We start from the raw sequence: 18,127 nt of genomic DNA on the forward strand, positions 1-18,127 counted from the left end.
CCCTTACAGCTTCATCAGGCTGGCGTCGTCGACCGAGGCCGAGTGGCGGGTACGGAACAGCGACACGATGATCGCGAGGCCCACCACGACCTCCGCGGCGGCGACGACCATCGTGAAGAAGGCGATGACCTGGCCGTCGAGGTTGCCGTGCAGCCGGGAGAAGGTGACGAACGCGAGATTGCAGGCGTTCAGCATCAGCTCGATGCACATGAAGACCACGATGGCGTTGCGCCTGATCAGTACGCCGGTGGCGCCGATCGTGAACAACAGGCCCGCGAGATACAGATAGTTGACCGGGTTCACTTCGACGCCTCCTCGGGCCGCTTGAACGTCTCCGGTTCGATCGGCGTCCGCTCCAGGCGCTCCGTGGAACGCTGTTCCAGCGCCCGCAGATCGTTGATGGCCTCCGTGGACACGTCCCGGATCTGGCCGCGTTCGCGCAGGGTCTTGCTGACGGTCAGCTCGGAGGGGGAGCCGTCGGGGAGCAGACCCGCGATGTCCACCGCGTTGTGCCGGGCGTAGACACCCGGGGCGGGCAGCGGCGGCAGGTGCTTGCCCTCGCGGACGCGCTGCTCGGCCAGCTCGCGCTGGGTCTTGGCGCGCTCGGTGCGCTCCCGGTGGGTGAGCACCATGGCGCCGACGGCGGCCGAGATCAGCAGGGCGCCGGTGATCTCGAAGGCGAAGACGTACTTGGTGAAGATGAGGGCGGCGAGGCCCTCCACATTGCCGTTGGCGTTCGCCTGGCCGGTGCCCGCGAAGTCCTTCAGGGAGGCGTTGGCGATCCCGGCGAGCAGCAGCACGCCGAAGCCGACCCCGCACAGCAGGGCCAGCCAGCGCTGGCCCTTGATGGTCTCCTTCAGCGAGTCCGCGGCGGTGACGCCGACGAGCATCACCACGAACAGGAACAGCATCATGATCGCGCCCGTGTAGACGACGATCTGTACGACGCCGAGGAAGTAGGCGCCGTTGGCGAGGTAGAACACCGCCAGGACGATCATGGTCCCGGCGAGGCTGAGCGCGCTGTGCACGGCCTTCTTCATGAAGACGGTGCACAGGGCGCCGATCACCGCGACGGTGCCGAGGACCCAGAACTGGAAAGCCTCACCCGTGGAGGTCGTATAGGCGGCGAGCTGCGCGCTCATGCGTCCACCTCCTGGTCCGCTGCCGTGTCTGCTTCGGAGGCCCCGGAGCCCTCGGAGCCCTCGGCCTCCTCGCCCTTGGAGACGGCGACCTGGCGGACCGTGCCGGGCGCGGCCTGGGTGACCAGGCCCCGGTAGTAGTCCTCCTCGGTGGTGCCCGGGAAGATGGAGTGCGGCGCCTCGACCATGCCCTCGTCGAGGCCGGCCAGCAGCTGCTCCTTGGTGTAGATGAGGTTCGCGCGGCTGGAGTCGGCCAGTTCGAACTCATTGGTCATCGTCAGCGCGCGGGTGGGGCACGCCTCGATGCACAGCCCGCACAGGATGCAGCGGGCGTAGTTGATCTGGTAGACGCGGCCGTAGCGCTCGCCCGGCGAGTAACGTTCCTCGTCGGTGTTGTCGGCGCCCTCCACATAGATGGCGTCGGCGGGGCAGGCCCAGGCGCACAGCTCGCAGCCGACGCACTTCTCCAGGCCGTCCGGATGGCGGTTGAGCTGGTGCCGTCCGTGAAAGCGGGGAGCGGTGGTCTTCTTCTGCTCCGGGTACTGCTCGGTGAGCCGCTTCTTGAACATGGCCTTGAAGGTCACGCCGAAGCCGGCCACGGGGTTCTGGAAACCGGGCTTGGTCTCCTTGGGTTCCTCAGCCATCGGACGCCTCCTTTCCATCCGAAGATCCCTCTGACGTTCCGTCACTCACAGTGTCGGGCCCGCCACTGACAATCAGCTCCCGCTCCCGCCCCGAGCGGCGCCTGGGCACCGGCGGCAGCTCCTGTCCGGGCAGTGGCGGCACCGGGAATCCGCCCGCCATCGGGTCGAACCCGGCCTGGTCCGCGGCCGTCTGCTCGACCGCCTGCGCCTTCTCGCGGAAGATGTCGACGACGAAGGAGATCAGCAGCAGGGCGAGCACCCCGCCGCCCACATAGAGGGCGATGTCGGCGAAGCCGTAGTGCTCGTTGCGCAGCGCCCGTACGGACGCGACGAGCATCAGCCAGGTCACCGAGACCGGGATCAGGACCTTCCAGCCGAGCTTCATCAGCTGGTCGTAGCGGACCCGGGGCAGGGTGCCGCGCAGCCAGATGAAGAAGAACAGCAGCAGCTGCACCTTGATGACGAACCAGAGCATCGGCCACCAGCCGTGGTTGGCGCCCGCCCAGAAGGTGCTGATCGGCCAGGGGGCCCGCCAGCCGCCGAGGAAGAGGGTGGTGGAGACGGCGGAGACCGTCACCATGTTCACGTACTCGGCGAGCATGAACATCGCGAACTTGATGGACGAGTACTCGGTGTTGAAGCCGCCCACCAGGTCGCCCTCGGACTCCGGCATGTCGAAGGGGGCGCGGTTGGTCTCGCCGACCATGGTGACGATGTAGAGGAGGAAGGAGACCGGCAGCAGCAGGATGTACCAGCGGTCGTGCTGCTGGGCCACGATCGTCGACGTCGACATGGAGCCCGAGTAGAGGAACACCGAGGCGAACGCGGCGCCCATGGCGATCTCGTAGGAGATCATCTGCGCGCAGGAGCGCAGACCGCCGAGGAGCGGATACGTGGAGCCGGAGCTCCAGCCCGCGAGGACGATGCCGTAGATGCCGACCGAGGCGACCGCGAGGATGTAGAGCATCGCGATCGGCAGGTCGGTGAGCTGCATCGTGGTACGGGTGCCGAAGATGGAGATCTCGTGGTCGGCGGGGCCGAACGGGATCACCGCGATCGCCATGAAGGCCGGGATGGCCGCCACGATCGGTGCGAGGACGTAGACCACCTTGTCCGCGCGGCGGACGATCAGGTCCTCCTTGAGCATCAGTTTCACACCGTCGGCGAGCGACTGGAGCATGCCCCAGGGGCCGTGCCGGTTGGGTCCGATGCGCAGCTGCATCCAGGCGACGACCTTGCGCTCCCAGACGATGGAGAACAGCACGGTCACCATCAGGAAGGCGAAGCAGAAGACCGCCTTGACGACGACCAGCCACCAGGGGTCGCGGCCGAACATCGAGAGGTCTTCAGCGGCGAGGTACGGGCTCATGCCTCCACCTCCTTGGGGGCCGCCTCGGCGGGGGCCGCCGGGCCGATGCGGACGAGGTTGCCGGGCTGTGCCCCGGTGTCGGAGGCGACGCCGCCGCCGACGGAGTTCAGCGGGAGCCAGACCACCCGGTCGGGCATCTCACCGATCTGGAGCGGGAGTTCGACGGTTCCGGCGGGACCGGTGACGGCGAGGAACTCGCCCTCCGCGACCCCCGCCTCGGCGGCCGTGGCGGCCGAGAGACGGGCCCGGGCGGCGCGCCGGGTGCCGGCCAGCGCCTCGTCGCCCTCCTGGAGCAGGCCCTGGTCGAGCAGCAGCCGGTGGCCCGCCAGTACGGCCTCCCCGGCGGCCGGGCGCGGTACGGCGCCCGCGGCCTCCCGGGGCTCGGTGGCGTACGGCCCGTCCCAGGAGCCGAGCCGGTCGATCTCCGCGCGGATGGTGCGCAGGTCCGGCAGCCCCAGGTGGACGTCCATCGCGTCGGCCAGCATGTGCAGCACCCGGGCGTCGGTCGGGGCCAGCCGGCGGGTCATCTGCTCCGGCTTGAGCGCGGCCTCGAAGGAGCGCACCCTGCCCTCCCAGTTGAGGAAGGAGCCCGCCTTCTCGGCGACCGCGGCGACCGGCAGGACGACATCGGCGCGTTCGGTGACCTCGCTGGGCCGCAGCTCCAGCGAGACCAGGAAGCCGACCTGGTCCAGCGCCTCGCGGGCGCGGGCCGGGTCGGGCAGGTCGGCGACCTCGACGCCCGCGACCACCAGGGCCGCCAGGCCGCCGTCCGCGGCGGCCTCGACGATCCGCTCGGTGTCCCGGCCGTAGCCCAGCGGCAGTTCGGACAGGCCCCAGGCGCCGGCCACCTCGGCGCGGGCGCGCGGGTCGGTCGCGGGGCGGCCGCCCGGCAGCAGCGCGGGCAGCGCGCCGACCTCCAGGGCGCCGCGCTCCCCGGCCCGGCGCGGGATCCACACCAGCCGGGCGCCGGTCGCGGTCGCGGTCCGTACGGCGGCGGTGAACCCGCCGGCGACCGAGGCCAGCCGCTCTCCGACGACGATGACGGCGCCCTCGCCGCGCAGCGCCTCGGCGGCCCGGGTGCCGGGGGCCTCCAGGCCGACGCCGCTCGCGAGCGCGTCCAGCCACTCGGTCTCGGTGCCGGGCGCGGCCGGCAGCAGGGTGCCGCCCGCCTTCTCCAAGCCCCGGGTGGCGTGTGTGGCCAGCGAGAACACCAGCTGCTTGTGCTTTCGCCAGGCCTTGCGCAGCCGCAGGAAGACGCCGGGGGCCTCCTCCTCCGACTCGAAGCCGACGAGGAGCACGGCGGACGCCTTCTCCAGCGCGCCGTACGTGACCCCCGTACCTTCCAGGTCACGCCCGCGGCCCGCCACCGTGGCGGCGAGGAAGCCCGCCTCCTCGGCGCTGTGCACCCGTGCGCGGAAATCGATGTCGTTGGTGTCCAGGGCGACCCGCGCGAACTTGCTGTACGCGTAGGCGTCCTCGACGGTCAGCCGGCCGCCGGTCAGGACGGCGGCCCGGGAGCGGGCGGCGCTCAGACCGCGGGCGGCGGCCTCCAGCGCCTCCGGCCAGGACGCGGGCTCCAGGACGCCGTCGGCGCCGCGCACCAGCGGGGTGTCGAGGCGGTCCTTGAGCTGGGCGTAGCGGAAGCCGAAGCGCCCCTTGTCGCAGATCCACTCCTCGTTGACCTCGGGGTCGTTGGCCGCGAGCCGCCGCATGACCTTGCCGCGCCGGTGGTCGGTGCGGGTGGCGCAGCCGCCCGCGCAGTGCTCGCACACCGAGGGCGAGGAGACCAGGTCGAAGGGGCGGGAGCGGAAGCGGTACGCCGCCGAGGTGAGCGCTCCCACCGGGCAGATCTGGATGGTGTTCCCGGAGAAGTACGACTCGAAGGGGTCGCCCTCGCCGGTGCCGACCTGCTGGAGCGCGCCCCGCTCGATCAGCTCGATCATCGGGTCGCCCGCGATCTGGTTGGAGAACCGGGTGCAGCGGGCGCACAGCACACAGCGCTCGCGGTCCAGCAGCACCTGGCTGGAGATCGGGACCGGCTTCTCGTAGGTGCGCTTGCGGCCCTCGAAGCGGGACTCGGCGTTGCCGTGCGACATGGCCTGGTTCTGGAGCGGGCACTCGCCGCCCTTGTCACAGACCGGGCAGTCCAGCGGGTGGTTGATGAGCAGCAGCTCCATCACACCGTGCTGGGCCTTCTCGGCGACCGGGGAGGTCAGCTGGGTGCGCACCACCATGCCGTCGGTGCAGGTGATGGTGCAGGAGGCCATCGGCTTGCGCTGGCCCTCCACCTCCACGATGCACTGCCGGCAGGCGCCGGCCGGGTCCAGCAGCGGGTGGTCGCAGAAGCGGGGGATCTCGATGCCGAGCTGTTCGGCGGCCCGGATGACCAGGGTGCCCTTGGGCACGCTGATCTCGATGCCGTCGATCGTCAGCGCGACGAGGTCTTCCGGCGGGAGGGCCGCCTCTCCGCCACCCGCGGGAGCGTTGGTGGTCACGGTCATGCGTTCACCTCCGGGCGGTCCGCCCAGGCCGTCGACTTGGCCGGGTCGAAGGGGCAGCCCCGGCCCGTGATGTGCTGCTCGTACTCCTCGCGGAAGTACTTCAGCGAGGAGAAGATCGGGGAGGCCGCGCCGTCGCCGAGGGCGCAGAAGGACTTGCCGTTGATGTTGTCGGCGATGTCCGCGAGCTTGTCCAGGTCGGACCTGGCGCCCTTGCCGGCCTCGATGTCCCGCAGCAACTGCACCAGCCAGTACGTCCCTTCGCGGCAGGGTGTGCACTTGCCGCAGGACTCATGGGCGTAGAACTCGGTCCAGCGGGTGACCGCGCGGACCACGCAGGTGGTCTCGTCGAAACACTGGAGGGCCTTGGTGCCGAGCATGGAGCCGGCGGCGCCGACGCCCTCGTAGTCGAGCGGCACATCGAGGTGTTCGGCGGTGAACATCGGGGTGGAGGAGCCGCCCGGCGTCCAGAACTTCAGCCGGTGGCCCGCGCGCATCCCGCCGCTCATCTCCAGGAGCTGGCGCAGGGTGATGCCGAGCGGTGCCTCGTACTGGCCGGGGCTCGTGACATGCCCGCTGAGCGAGTAGAGCGTGAAGCCCGGGGACTTCTCGCTGCCCATCGCCCTGAACCACTCTTTCCCGTTCTTCAGGATCGCGGGAACCGAGGCGATGGACTCGACGTTGTTCACCACAGTGGGGCAGGCGTACAGCCCCTCGACGGCGGGGAAGGGGGGACGCAGCCGCGGCTGGCCGCGGCGGCCTTCGAGCGAGTCGAGCAGCGCGGTCTCCTCGCCGCAGATGTACGCGCCGGCCCCGGCGTGCACGGTGAGGTCGAGGTTCAGACCGCTGCCGAGGATGTCCTCGCCGAGGAAGCCGGCCGCGTAGGCCTCGCGCACGGCCTCGTGCAACCGCCGCAGGACCGGGACCACTTCACCCCGGAGGTAGATGAAGGCATGCGAGGACCGGATGGCGTAGCACGCGATCACGATGCCCTCGATGAGGCTGTGCGGGTTCGCGTACAGGAGCGGGATGTCCTTGCAGGTGCCCGGCTCCGACTCGTCGGCGTTGACGACGAGATAGTGCGGCTTGCCGTCGCCCTGGGGGATGAACTGCCACTTCATGCCGGTCGGGAAGCCCGCGCCGCCGCGGCCGCGCAGCCCGGATTCCTTGACGTAGGCGATCAGGTCGTCGGGCGACATGGCGAGCGCCTTGCGCAGCCCCTCGTACCCTTCGTGCCGCCGGTAGACGTCCAGGGACCAGGAGCGGTCCTCGTCCCAGAAGGCCGACAGCACGGGTGCCAGCAGCTTCTCGGGGCTGGAGTCCTTGAGTTCTGCTGCCACGCTCATCACTCCCCCTCCTCGGCGGCGGGCCCTGCCGGGTGGGCGGGGTCGGAGGCCGACGTCTGGTGCGGCGCGTCATGGGAACTGAGGTGTTCGGCCGGCGACGGCTCGTGCACCGCGGCCCGCGCCTCGTCGTGCGGACCGCCGTCCCGCGGATGGACCACGCGCGCGGGCTCCGACTCGCCCCTGGCCAGGCGCAGTCCGACCAGCGAGGCGGGTCCGGCGCTGCCGCCCTCCTCGACGGCTCCGGGCCGCTCGTCCGGGAAGCCGGCCAGGATCCGGGCGGTCTCCTTGAAGGTGCACAGCCGCGCCCCGCGGGTGGGCTGTACGGCCCGTCCGGCGCGCAGGTCGTCCACCAGGTCCCGGGCGCTGCCGGGCGTCTGGTTGTCGAAGAACTCCCAGTTGACCATCACGACCGGCGCGAAGTCGCAGGCCGCGTTGCACTCGATGTGCTCCAGGGTGACCTTGCCGTCGTCGGTGGTCTCCCCGTTGCCCACGCCCAGGTGCTCCTGGAGGGACTCGAAGATCGCGTCGCCGCCCATCACCGCGCACAGGGTGTTGGTGCACACCCCGACCTGGTAGTCGCCGGAGGGCCGGCGCCGGTACATGGTGTAGAAGGTGGCCACCGCGGTGACCTCGGCGGTGGTCAGGCCGAGCGTCTCCGCGCAGAACCGCATTCCGGTGCGCGTGACATGGCCCTCCTCGGACTGCACGAGGTGGAGCAGCGGCAGCAGGGCGGAGCGGGAGTCCGGGTAGCGCGCCACGATCTCGCGCGCGTCCGCCGCAAGGCGTTCCCGTACGTCGTCCGGGTAGGCGGGCGCGGGCGGTTCGGGCATGCCCAGGCTGACGCCGTGCTCCGAAGAAGAGGTGGTCACCGGTCGACGCCTCCCATCACGGGATCGATGGACGCGACGGCGACGATCACGTCGGCGACCTGGCCGCCCTCGCACATCGCCGCCATGGCCTGAAGGTTGGTGAAGGACGGGTCGCGGAAGTGGACCCGGTAGGGGCGGGTGCCGCCGTCGGAGACCGCGTGCACACCGAGTTCGCCCTTGGGGGACTCGACGGCCGCGTACGCCTGGCCCGGCGGGACCCGGAAGCCCTCGGTGACCAGCTTGAAGTGGTGGATCAGGGCCTCCATGGAGGTGCCCATGATCTTCTTGATGTGGTCGAGGGAGTTGCCGAGTCCGTCCGGGCCGAGGGCCAGCTGGGCGGGCCAGGCGATCTTCTTGTCGGCGACCATGACCGGGCCGGGCGCCAGCCGGTCCAGGCACTGCTCGATGATCCCGAGCGACTGGCGCATCTCCTCCAGCCGGATCAGGAAGCGGCCGTAGGCGTCGCAGCTGTCGGCGGTGGGGACCTCGAAGTCGTACGTCTCGTAGTCGCAGTACGGCTGGGTCTTGCGCAGGTCGTGCGGCAGGCCGGTGGCGCGCAGGATCGGGCCGGTCGCGCCGAGGGCCATGCAGCCGGCCAGGTCGAGATAGCCGATGTCGCCCATGCGGGCCTTGAAGATGGGGTTCCCGGTGGCGAGTTTGTCGTACTCCGGGATGTTTCGGCGCATCTTCTTGACGAACTCGCGGATCTGGTCGACCGCGCCGGGCGGCAGGTCCTGGGCGAGTCCGCCGGGGCGGATGTACGCGTGGTTCATCCGCAGGCCGGTGATCAGTTCATAGAGGTCGAGAATCATTTCACGATCACGGAAGCCGTAGATCATGATCGTGGTCGCGCCCAGTTCCATGCCGCCGGTGGCGATGCACACCAGGTGGGAGGACATCCGGTTCAGCTCCATCAGGAGCACCCGGATGATCTTGGCGCGGTCGGTGATGTCGTCCTCGATGCCGAGGAGCTTCTCGACGGCGAGGCAGTAGGCGGTCTCGTTGAAGAAGGACGTCAGGTAATCCATGCGCGTGACGAAGGTGGTGCCCTGCGTCCAGGTGCGGAATTCGAGGTTCTTCTCGATACCGGTGTGCAGATAGCCGATGCCGCAGCGGGCCTCGGTGACCGTCTCGCCGTCGATCTCCAGGATCAGCCGGAGCACCCCGTGGGTGGAGGGGTGCTGGGGACCCATGTTGACGACGATGCGCTCGTCGTCGGAGCGGGCAGCCGACTGGACGACCTCGTCCCAGTCGCCACCGGTGACCGTGTAGACGGTGCCCTCGGTGGTTTCGCGTGCCGATGCGGACTCAGTGCTCACGAGTACGACCTCCGCTGGTCCGGAGCCGGGATCTGGGCGCCCTTGTACTCGACGGGGATGCCGCCGAGCGGGTAGTCCTTGCGCTGCGGGTGGCCCTGCCAGTCGTCCGGCATCATGATCCGCGTCAGGGCCGGGTGGCCGTCGAAGACGATCCCGAAGAAGTCGTACGTCTCGCGCTCGTGCCAGTCGTTGGTGGGATAGACGGGCACCAGGGACGGGATGTGCGGGTCGGCGTCCGGGGCGCTGACCTCCAGGCGGATCAGCCGGTTGTGGGTGATCGAGCGCAGGTGGTAGACGGCGTGCAGCTCGCGGCCCTTGTCGCCCGGGTAGTGCACGCCGCTGACGCCGGTGCACAGTTCGAAGCGCAGGGCGGGGTCGTCGCGCAGGGTGCGGGCGACGCGCGGCAGGTGCTCGCGCTCGATGTGGAAGGTGAGTTCGCCGCGGTCGACGATCGTCTTCTCGATGGCGTTGTCCGGCAGCAGGCCCTGTTCCTCCAGGGCGCCCTCCAGCTCGTCGGCGACCTCGTCGAACCAGCCGCCGTAGGGCCGGCTCGCCGGTCCGGGCAGCCGGACCGAGCGGATGAGGCCCCCGTATCCGGAGGTGTCGCCGCCGTTGTCGGCGCCGAACATGCCGCGCTGGACGCGGATCTCCTCGCCGCCCTGGCCGCGCTGGCCGGGGAGGTTGGAGGCGGAGAGGTCCTTCTCGGGGTTCACCCCGTTCGTCCCGCCGCCGTGGGTGCCGTTCGCGTCGCTCACCGCAGCAGCCCCTTCATCTCGATGGTGGGCAGGGCCTTGAGCGCCGCCTCCTCCGCCTCGCGGGCCGCTTCCTCGGCGTTCACCCCGAGCTTGGTGGACTGGATCTTCTGGTGGAGCTTGAGGATCGCGTCCATCAGCATCTCGGGCCGGGGCGGGCAGCCGGGGAGGTAGATGTCGACCGGGACGATGTGGTCGACGCCCTGGACGATCGCGTAGTTGTTGAACATGCCGCCCGAGGAGGCGCAGACGCCCATGGAGATCACCCACTTGGGATTGGGCATCTGGTCGTAGACCTGCCGCAGCACCGGCGCCATCTTCTGGCTGACCCGGCCGGCCACGATCATCAGGTCCGCCTGGCGCGGTGAGCCGCGGAACACCTCCATGCCGAAGCGCGCCAGGTCGTAACGGCCGGCGCCGGTGGTCATCATCTCGATGGCACAGCAGGCGAGGCCGAAGGTGGCCGGGAAGACGGATGCCTTGCGCACCCAGCCCGCGGCCTGTTCCACGGTGGTCAGCAGGAAGCCGCTCGGCAGCTTTTCTTCGAGTCCCATGTCTTATATGGCCCCTCAGTCCCATTCCAGGCCGCCGCGCCGCCATACGTACGCGTACGCGACGAAGACGGTGAGCACGAAGAGCAACATCTCCACGAGCCCGAAAAGCCCCAGGGCGTCGAAGGTGACGGCCCAGGGGTAGAGGAAGACGATCTCGATGTCGAAGACGATGAAGAGCATCGCCGTCAGGTAGTACTTGATGGGGAAGCGCCCGCCGCCGGCCGGCGTGGGGGTCGGCTCGATGCCGCACTCGTAGGCTTCGAGCTTGGCGCGGTTGTACCGCTTCGGACCGATCAGCGTGGCCATGACCACGGAGAAGATCGCAAAGCCTGCCCCGAGGGCTCCCAGTACGAGGATGGGCGCATAAGCGTTCACCGCTCCTCGCTCCTCTCAGTCGGCACTGACTGCTGGCGGTTCGCTGGGCCGATGAAGATCGAGAACATGTGAAGCAGGTCACAAGCCCAACTGCCTCGCATCCTATGCCCGCCGATCTGTGATCTGCGACACGGGGTATTCCACAAGCTTTGTGATCTCCACCACCTGACGAAGGATCATGAAGTCGGATGATGGCTGATCTTCATACACGAAGCGTTCAGTTGATCACTAGAAGTGACAATTTCGCCTGTCGTCGCAGGCCAAAGCGGGCGTCTCAATATCAAGAGAGTTCGCCTGCATGCAAATTGGTGCTGAGCACTCGATCTTGATAGTGGATCTCGCACACACGTCGGCGTGTGCATGTGTTCACGAACTCCCCCCACGCGCGGGACGTCGGCCTCCCGGCGAGCGTTCCGTGACCTCGGTCACAGTCACAGCAGCCTCTCAGGAACCGGGGTTGGCCAACCGCATCAACCGGTGGTAGGCGCGGGGCAATTCGGACGTAATGATCAAAGACCGTGATCAAGGGCTTGATCACGGGCGTCCGCAATGTCCGTTACGGCGTCAATAAAGGGCGACACGCCCGGGGTTTGAGGTCTCGATCGTGCAACTGTGGCGCAGCACACGTTTCTTGAAGATAGTGAGGAGCCCCTGATACCGGTTGTTCCCATGTCCCACACCGCTCACATACGCAGCCACCGGAAGCCCCGCCGCAGCGCGTCGTCCCTCGCGATGCGGGCCGGAGTTGCCGGTGGCGTCCTCAGCACCCTGGCAGTCGCCGGGGCCGCCGGTTCGGCCAACGCGGCCGAGCCGGTGACGCAGACCCTCGAACTGCCCACCCTGACGGCCGATCTGGCCACGCAGGCCGCCCAGTCCGCGGACGCCACCCAGCAGGCCGCGGCGAACTACCAGCTCCAGGCCGAGCGTGACGCCGCCGCCACGAAGGCCGCGAAGCAGGCCAAGGCGGACCTCGCCGACGCCAAGCAGAAGGCCGCCGAGGCCAAGAAGAAGGCCGAGGAGACCGCTCGCAAGGCCGCCGCCGAGCGCGCCTCGCGCAGCACCACCCGGATCGCCCTCACGGCCGACGACACCTCCGGCTCCACCGGTACCGGCACGAGCACCAGCACCGGCTCCTCCACGGCCACCGGTTCCGCCGCGGCGGTCGTCAGCTTCGTCAAGTCGCAGCTGGGCAAGGCGTACGTCTCCGGCGCCACCGGCCCCTCCGCCTACGACTGCTCGGGCCTGGTGCAGACCGCCTTCAAGCAGGTCGGCGTGAGCCTGCCGCGCGTCTCGCAGGACCAGTCGACCGCCGGCACCCAGGTCTCGCTGAGCGACCTCCAGCCGGGCGACATCCTGTACTGGGGCAGCGCGGGCAGCGCGTACCACGTCGCGGTGTACGTGGGCGACGGCATGTTCGTCGGCGCGCAGAACCCGTCCTCCGGCGTCTCCGAGCACCCGCTGTCGTACGACCAGCCGACGGGCGCCGTGCGCGTGCTCTGAGGTATCCCATACCGTTTCGCATACTTGAGGCGCGTTTCGCACCTCACGCAGGGCCGCAGCCGCTCGGGGGCAGCGGCCCTGCGGCGTTCCCTGGCATGCTCGGGCCGGACCGCCGTACGGCGGTTTCGTCCACGAGTGAAGGAGAAGACGCGATGCCACGCGTGTTCGTACAGGGCGCCCCTGTCGCCGAGTTCCCCCGGTACGCCCCCGAGGCCGGGCGCGGCGCGGTGCGCAGGATCACCGAGGTCGGCGAGGCGGTGCTGCACAAGCCGTGCCGGGACGTCACGGAGTTCGGGCCCGATCTCGCGGCGCTCATCGACGACATGTTCCGCACGATGTACGTCGCCGAGGGCGCCGGGCTCGCCGCGAATCAGGTCGGGGTCGATCTGCGCCTCTTCGTGTACGACTGCCCCGATGACGACGGAAACCGGCATGTCGGACACATCGTCAACCCCGTGCTGGAATCGCCCCTGAACGGGCGACGACTGCTGGACGAGGGCGAGGGCTGTCTGTCGGTGCCGGGGGCGGTGATGGCCGTACCCAGGCCGGACCGGGCACTGGTGCGCGGCCAGGACCGGGACGGCAGTCCGCTGGAGGTCGAGGGCACGGGCTACTTCGCCCGCTGCCTCGCGCACGAGACGGATCACACCAACGGGTACATCTATCTCGACCGGTTGACCAAGCGGGAGAAAAAGGACGCGCTGCGGCAGATGGGAGACCGGCGGGAGGAGGTCTACGCCCGCCGGTCCGCCCAAGAGGCCGCGCTCAGCGCCTGATCACGCCTTCGGGGTCACCTTCGTCAGGCCGTTGATGATCCGGTCCATCGCGTCGCCGCCCGTGGGGTCGGTCAGGTTGGCGAGGAGTTTCAGGGTGAACTTCATCAGGACCGGGTGGGTCAGGCCGCGCTGGGCGGCGATCTGCATGACCTTGGGGTTGCCGATGAGCTTCACGAAGGCGCGGCCGAGGTTGTAGTAGCCGCCGTAGGTGTCCTTGAGGACGCGCGGGTAGCGCTGGAGGGCGATCTCCCGCTGGGCCGGCGTCGCCCGCGCGTGCGCCTGGACGATGACGTCGGCGGCGATCTGGCCGGACTCCATGGCGTAGGCGATGCCCTCGCCGTTGAAGGGGTTCACCAGGCCGCCGGCGTCGCCGACCAGCAGCAGGCCCTTGGTGTAGTGCGGCTGCCGGTTGAAGGCCATCGGCAGCGCGGCGCCGCGGATCGGCCCGGTCATGTTCTCGGGGGTGTAGCCCCAGTCCTCCGGCATGGACGCGCACCAGGCCTTGAGGACCTCGCGCCAGTCCAGTTCCTTGAAGGCGGCGGAGGTGTTGAGGACGCCGAGGCCGACGTTGGACGTGCCGTCGCCCATGCCGAAGATCCAGCCGTAGCCGGGCAGCAGCCGCTCCTGCGAGCCGCGCCGGTCCCACAGCTCCAGCCAGGACTCCAGGTAGTCGTCGTCATGGCGGGGCGAGGTGAAGTACGTGCGCACCGCGACGCCCATCGGACGGTCCTCGCGCCGGTGCAGGCCCATCGCGAGGGACAGCCGGGTGGAGTTGCCGTCGGCCGCGACGACGAGCGGCGCGCGATAGCCGACCTCGCGCTTCTCCTCGCCGACCTTGGCCGTCACCCCGGTGATGCGGCCGGTGCGCTCGTCCACGATCGGCCCGGAGACATTGCAGCGCTCGTACAGCCGCGCGCCCGCCTTCTGCGCGTTTCGGGCCAGGATCTCGTCGAAGTCGTCGCGCTTGCGCACGAGTCCGTAGTTCGGGTACGCCGCGAGGTCCGGCCAGTCCAGCTGGAGGCGGGAGCCGCCGCCGATGATGCGCAGGCCCTTGTTGCGCAGCCAGCCGGCCTCCTCGGAGATGTCGATCCCCATGGCGACGAGCTGCTTGACCGCGCGGGGCGTGAGGCCGTCACCGCACACCTTCTCGCGCGGGAACTCCGTCTTCTCCAGGAGGAGTACGTCGAGACCGGCCTTGGCCAGGTGGTACGCGGTCGCGGAGCCGGCTGGGCCCGCGCCGACGACGATCACATCGGCGGAGTGGTCGGAGAGGGGCTCGGTCACGGCGGGATCTCCCCAAGTTCGAAATCTGCGTGCCGACGGGCACTGGACATGGGCAGTCTATTCAGCGGAATAGATCACCCGGCTGAAGGGCTGCCCTGTGAACCGACCTCTCCCCGCACCGCGGCTGCGCGTTCCCACCCATGAGGACGCCCTGGCCTGGCACCGGGTGTTCGCCGATCCCGAGGTGATGGAGTTCCACGGCGGCAAGGCCGCCCCGCTGTCCGTGTACGAGGAACTCACCGCGCGCCAGCGGCGGCACGACGCGGAACGGGGCTTCTGCTTCTGGACGATCCTGGACGAGTCCGACGAGGTCCTCGGCTTCACCGGCGCCCAGCCCTGGTCGCCGCAGTGGGGTCCGGTGGGCGCGATAGAGATCGGCTGGCGGCTCGGGCGGGCGCACTGGGGCAAGGGGTACGTCACCGCCGCCGCGCGCGAGACCCTGCGGCGGGTACGGGAGGCGGGCGTACCGGAGGTGGTGGCGATGGTACGGCCGGGCAATGAGCGGTCCATCGCGGTGACCCGGCGCCTGGGCATGCGGGCCGCGGAGACGTACCCGCATCCGACGCTGGCCGAGGACGCGCTCTGCTTCCGGCTGGAGCTCGACCGCCATACCGATAACGCAGCGTAGCCATCTGTCACAGTATGACACCGGCGCCTTCCGGCCGGAAGGCGCCGGAGTTACCCTTCCAGTACCGCTGGGGGTGACATCTGTGCACGTAACACCCAAAACACCCGATGTGCGTGTGCCGCGGCTGGTCGGTCTGATGGCCGTGGACGCGCGCGAGACCGCACGGGCCCGGGGGCTGTTCCTGACCGCGCCGGACCGCCCGGACTTCCACCGGGCGGTCGTGGACTACGTGGTACGCCAGTACCCGCCGCCCGGGGCGGAGGTGCCGGCGGACTCGATGGTGTACGTGTGGTTCGACTTCGCGGAGGGCGACGGCGGCGGAGGCGTGCGCGAACCGCGCGTCCCCCGGCCGCCGACGGGCGGACTCCAGCGGGAACTGGGGGAACCGGGGGACGCGTTCGAGATGATCGGCCGGTGAGGGCTTGAGGGTTTGAGGGCGGTGCGGCGGCTCAGTCCTTGAAGCCGCGGTGCAGGGCGACGACGCCACCGGTGAGATTGCGCCAGGCGACCCTGGACCAGCCGGCCTCGCGCAGCCGTTCGGCCAGGCCGGGCTGGTTCGGCCAGGCGCGGATGGACTCGGCGAGGTAGACGTAGGCGTCCGGGTTCGAGGACACGGCGCGGGCGACCGGGGGCAGGGCGCGCATCAGGTACTCGGTGTAGACGGTCCGGAAGGGCGTCCAGGTCGGGTGCGAGAACTCGCAGATCACGACGCGTCCGCCGGGCCTGGTGACGCGGTACATCTCGCGCAGCGCGGCGTCGAAGTCCTGCACATTGCGCAGGCCGAAGGAGATGGTCACGGCGTCGAAGGTGTCGTCCTTGAACGGCAGTTTCGTCGCGTCGCCCGCCGTGAACGGCAGCCAGGTGTGGCGCTTCTTGCCGACCTGGAGCATGCCGAGCGAGAAGTCGCAGGGCACGACGTAGGCGCCGGTGCGGGCGAAGGGGAGGGAGGAGGTGGCGGTGCCGGCGGCGAGGTCCAGGACCTTCTGCGCGGGGCGGGCGTCGACGGCCTGCGCGACTTCCTTGCGCCAGCGTCGGTCCTGCCCCAGGGACAGCACGTCATTGGTCAGGTCGTACCGTTCCGCCACGTTGTCGAACATCGAGGCGACTTCGTGCGGCTGCTTGTCCAGGGATGCGCGGGTCACTCAGCCATTGTCGCAGCAAGGTCCTGGCGGACGGCTTCGGGTGGGGCGTGCGGCCCCGACGTACCCGCGGCCGGAGCGGCGAAGTACCTCAACGGCGCCGATACAGCAGCCGGCCCCTGATGACCGTCGCCACGCACGTCGACGCCCCCCGCTCCGCCAGCTCCCCCTCGTCCGCGACGTCGAACACGGCGAAGGACGCCACGGAACCCCGTTCCCTGGGCGCCGGTACCTCCGGGGGAATCCCGCACGCGAGGGGGTCCAGGGACGGCACCCCGCCGGGACGCCCCGTACGGGGCAGCACGTCGAGCCCGGTGCGCCGTACCGTGTCCGCCGCCGCCGGACGGCACAGCGCGCCCGCCACCGCCACCGTCCCGTGCGCCAGCATCCGCTGCACCCCGCGCCGCGCGCTCCCGCCCCACCTGACGTCGTCCAGGGCGAGAGGGGCGAGCGCCTCGCCGGAGAGCGGCTCGGTGCCCAGCTCCCCGGCCTCCCGGGGGTCCGGGTGGTACGCCTCCTCCAGCAGCTCCGGGCCGTAAAGGTTGACGAACCCGGGCGTGAGAATCCCCGGCCACCGCCGCACCCGCGCCCGCGGATACCCGTCGGCCAGTTCCCCCAGCACTCCCGTGCCCACGACCCGCTCACCCTCGACGACGAGCGCGTGCCCCCTGGAGTCGGCGTGAATCGTCAGCACGGCGCGCTCAGTTGGCGGAGAGCAGCTTCAGCTCGGGATGCGCAGTGCCGCCCTCGATCGCCGTGGAGGAGATGTGCGAGACCACGCGGTCGTCGACCGGGTCGTTCGCCGGGTCCTCGTGCACGACCAGGTGCTCGTACGTCGTCGCACGCTGCGCCGGCACCCGGCCCGCCTTGCGGATGAGGTCGATGATCTCCAGCCGGTTGGAGCGGTGCTTGGCGCCGGCCGAGGAGACCACGTTCTCCTCCAGCATGATCGAGCCGAGGTCGTCCGCGCCGTAGTGCAGGGACAGCTGGCCGACCTCCTTGCCCGTGGTGAGCCAGGAGCCCTGGATGTGCTGGACGTTGTCCAGGAACAGCCGGGCGATGGCGATCATCCGCAGGTACTCGAAGAGCGTCGCCTGCGTACGGCCCTTGAGGTGGTTGTTCTCGGGCTGGTACGTGTACGGGATGAACGCGCGGAAGCCGCCCGTGCGGTCCTGGACCTCGCGGATCATCCGCAGGTGCTCGATGCGCTCGGCGTTGGTCTCGCCGGTGCCCATCAGCATGGTGGAGGTGGACTCCACGCCCAGGTTGTGGGCGGTCTCCATGATCTCCAGCCAGCGCTCGCCGCTCTCCTTGAGCGGGGCGATGGCCTTGCGCGGCCGCTCGGGCAGCAGCTCCGCGCCAGCGCCCGCGAAGGAGTCGAGACCGGCCTCGTGGATCCGGGTGATGGCCTCCTCGACCGACACCCCGCTGATCCGGGCCATGTGCTCGACCTCGGACGCGCCCAGCGAGTGGATCACCAGCTGGGGGAAGGCGTCCTTGATGGCCTTGAAGTGCTTCTCGTAGTACTCGACGCCGTAGTCCGGGTGGTGGCCGCCCTGGAACATGATCTGGGTGCCGCCCAGCTCGACGGTCTCCGCGCAGCGCCGCAGGATGTCGTCGAGGTCGCGGGTCCAGCCCTTGGCCGTGTCCTTGGGGGCCGCGTAGAAGGCGCAGAACCGGCAGGCCGTGACACACACGTTCGTGTAGTTGATGTTGCGCTCGATGATGTACGTCGCGATGTGCTCGATACCGGCGTACTTACGGCGGCGCACCGCGTCGGCGGCCGCGCCCAGCGCGTGCAGCGGGGCGTCACGGTAGAGGGCGACGGCCTCTTCCGGGGTGATCCGCCCACCGGCGGCGGCACGGTCGAGGACGGACTGGAGGTCGGCCTTCTCGGTCACCGGGGCGTCCCTTTCATCAGGGGATGGACGGACC

19 protein-coding genes are annotated in these 18,127 nt (G+C 69.9%); 4 read left to right on the forward strand and 15 right to left on the reverse strand.

Annotated features, from left to right (window positions below):
- Nucleotides 1–3: 3 nt before the first annotated feature.
- The 11 genes from nuoK to HEP81_RS16675 are packed head-to-tail and all read right to left on the reverse strand — an operon-like array spanning nt 4 to nt 10,865.
- Nucleotides 4–303, reverse strand: a complete 300-nt coding sequence (nuoK, locus tag HEP81_RS16625; protein ID WP_037658575.1) for an NADH-quinone oxidoreductase subunit NuoK — start codon at nt 301–303, stop codon at nt 4–6.
- Nucleotides 300–1,142: an NADH-quinone oxidoreductase subunit J gene (locus HEP81_RS16630; protein ID WP_037658577.1), complete on the reverse strand. Its 843-nt coding sequence runs from the start codon at nt 1,140–1,142 to the stop codon at nt 300–302. Before HEP81_RS16630 ends, nuoK begins: the two co-directional genes overlap by 4 nt.
- A complete protein-coding gene (nuoI, locus tag HEP81_RS16635; protein WP_037658578.1) occupies nt 1,139–1,783 on the reverse strand; it encodes an NADH-quinone oxidoreductase subunit NuoI in 645 nt (214 codons plus the stop codon). Before nuoI ends, HEP81_RS16630 begins: the two co-directional genes overlap by 4 nt.
- The gene (nuoH, locus tag HEP81_RS16640; RefSeq protein WP_037658579.1) at nt 1,776–3,152 is read right to left on the reverse strand and encodes an NADH-quinone oxidoreductase subunit NuoH; all 1,377 of its coding nucleotides are present in this window, start codon (nt 3,150–3,152) and stop codon (nt 1,776–1,778) included. Before nuoH ends, nuoI begins: the two co-directional genes overlap by 8 nt.
- Nucleotides 3,149–5,653: an NADH-quinone oxidoreductase subunit G gene (locus tag HEP81_RS16645; RefSeq protein ID WP_037658580.1), complete on the reverse strand. Its 2,505-nt coding sequence runs from the start codon at nt 5,651–5,653 to the stop codon at nt 3,149–3,151. Before HEP81_RS16645 ends, nuoH begins: the two co-directional genes overlap by 4 nt.
- Nucleotides 5,650–6,999, reverse strand: coding sequence for an NADH-quinone oxidoreductase subunit NuoF (nuoF, locus tag HEP81_RS16650; RefSeq protein WP_172427610.1), 1,350 nt, complete (start codon nt 6,997–6,999; stop codon nt 5,650–5,652). The genes HEP81_RS16645 and nuoF overlap by 4 nt, the downstream gene beginning before the upstream one ends.
- Nucleotides 6,996–7,865 carry an NADH-quinone oxidoreductase subunit NuoE gene (nuoE, locus tag HEP81_RS16655; protein ID WP_037658594.1) on the reverse strand — a complete coding sequence of 290 codons (870 nt, stop codon included), beginning with the start codon at nt 7,863–7,865 and terminating at the stop codon, nt 6,996–6,998. The genes nuoF and nuoE overlap by 4 nt, the downstream gene beginning before the upstream one ends.
- Nucleotides 7,862–9,184 (reverse strand): NADH-quinone oxidoreductase subunit D, encoded by a 1,323-nt coding sequence (locus HEP81_RS16660; RefSeq protein WP_037658595.1) that lies wholly within the window; start codon nt 9,182–9,184, stop codon nt 7,862–7,864. Before HEP81_RS16660 ends, nuoE begins: the two co-directional genes overlap by 4 nt.
- Nucleotides 9,181–9,939, reverse strand: a complete 759-nt coding sequence (locus HEP81_RS16665; RefSeq protein ID WP_037658596.1) for an NADH-quinone oxidoreductase subunit C — start codon at nt 9,937–9,939, stop codon at nt 9,181–9,183. Before HEP81_RS16665 ends, HEP81_RS16660 begins: the two co-directional genes overlap by 4 nt.
- On the reverse strand, nt 9,936–10,490 hold the full coding sequence (locus HEP81_RS16670; RefSeq protein ID WP_009190037.1) for a NuoB/complex I 20 kDa subunit family protein: 555 nt from the start codon (nt 10,488–10,490) through the stop codon (nt 9,936–9,938). The genes HEP81_RS16665 and HEP81_RS16670 overlap by 4 nt, the downstream gene beginning before the upstream one ends.
- 15 nt (nt 10,491–10,505) lie before the next feature.
- Nucleotides 10,506–10,865 (reverse strand): NADH-quinone oxidoreductase subunit A, encoded by a 360-nt coding sequence (locus HEP81_RS16675; protein ID WP_030494815.1) that lies wholly within the window; start codon nt 10,863–10,865, stop codon nt 10,506–10,508.
- Between the two features lie 669 nt (nt 10,866–11,534).
- On the opposite strand from HEP81_RS16675, the gene HEP81_RS16680 reads away from it, so the two are divergent.
- Nucleotides 11,535–12,365 carry a C40 family peptidase gene (locus HEP81_RS16680; protein ID WP_037658599.1) on the forward strand — a complete coding sequence of 277 codons (831 nt, stop codon included), beginning with the start codon at nt 11,535–11,537 and terminating at the stop codon, nt 12,363–12,365.
- 152 nt (nt 12,366–12,517) lie between these two features.
- Complete coding sequence (def, locus tag HEP81_RS16685) at nt 12,518–13,141, forward strand: peptide deformylase (RefSeq protein ID WP_037658601.1); 624 nt, start codon at nt 12,518–12,520, stop codon at nt 13,139–13,141.
- Here the strand turns inward: def and HEP81_RS16690 are convergent, their stop codons facing one another.
- The gene (locus tag HEP81_RS16690) at nt 13,142–14,425 is read right to left on the reverse strand and encodes a geranylgeranyl reductase family protein (protein ID WP_037658603.1); all 1,284 of its coding nucleotides are present in this window, start codon (nt 14,423–14,425) and stop codon (nt 13,142–13,144) included. It lies immediately after the preceding gene.
- Nucleotides 14,426–14,522: 97 nt separating this feature from the next.
- Here HEP81_RS16690 and HEP81_RS16695 point away from each other — a divergent pair, with 97 nt between their 5' ends.
- Both HEP81_RS16695 and HEP81_RS16700 read left to right on the forward strand, forming a co-directional pair.
- Complete coding sequence (locus tag HEP81_RS16695) at nt 14,523–15,053, forward strand: GNAT family N-acetyltransferase (protein ID WP_037658607.1); 531 nt, start codon at nt 14,523–14,525, stop codon at nt 15,051–15,053.
- A gap of 109 nt (nt 15,054–15,162) precedes the next feature.
- Nucleotides 15,163–15,471, forward strand: a complete 309-nt coding sequence (locus tag HEP81_RS16700; RefSeq protein ID WP_078967510.1) for a PASTA domain-containing protein — start codon at nt 15,163–15,165, stop codon at nt 15,469–15,471.
- Between the two features lie 31 nt (nt 15,472–15,502).
- Here HEP81_RS16700 and HEP81_RS16705 read toward each other — a convergent pair whose 3' ends face one another.
- The 3 genes from HEP81_RS16705 to mqnC all read right to left on the reverse strand — a co-directional run bounded on the left by HEP81_RS16705 (nt 15,503) and on the right by mqnC (nt 18,093).
- Nucleotides 15,503–16,195, reverse strand: a complete 693-nt coding sequence (locus tag HEP81_RS16705) for a demethylmenaquinone methyltransferase (RefSeq protein WP_037658609.1) — start codon at nt 16,193–16,195, stop codon at nt 15,503–15,505.
- Between the two features lie 88 nt (nt 16,196–16,283).
- On the reverse strand, nt 16,284–16,886 hold the full coding sequence (locus HEP81_RS16710; protein ID WP_037658610.1) for a hypothetical protein: 603 nt from the start codon (nt 16,884–16,886) through the stop codon (nt 16,284–16,286).
- A gap of 7 nt (nt 16,887–16,893) precedes the next feature.
- The gene (mqnC, locus tag HEP81_RS16715; RefSeq protein ID WP_037658612.1) at nt 16,894–18,093 is read right to left on the reverse strand and encodes a cyclic dehypoxanthinyl futalosine synthase; all 1,200 of its coding nucleotides are present in this window, start codon (nt 18,091–18,093) and stop codon (nt 16,894–16,896) included.
- Nucleotides 18,094–18,127 lie beyond the last annotated feature (34 nt).

Source organism: Streptomyces griseofuscus, assembly GCF_014673495.1.
Lineage (GTDB): Bacteria > Actinomycetota > Actinomycetes > Streptomycetales > Streptomycetaceae > Streptomyces > Streptomyces murinus.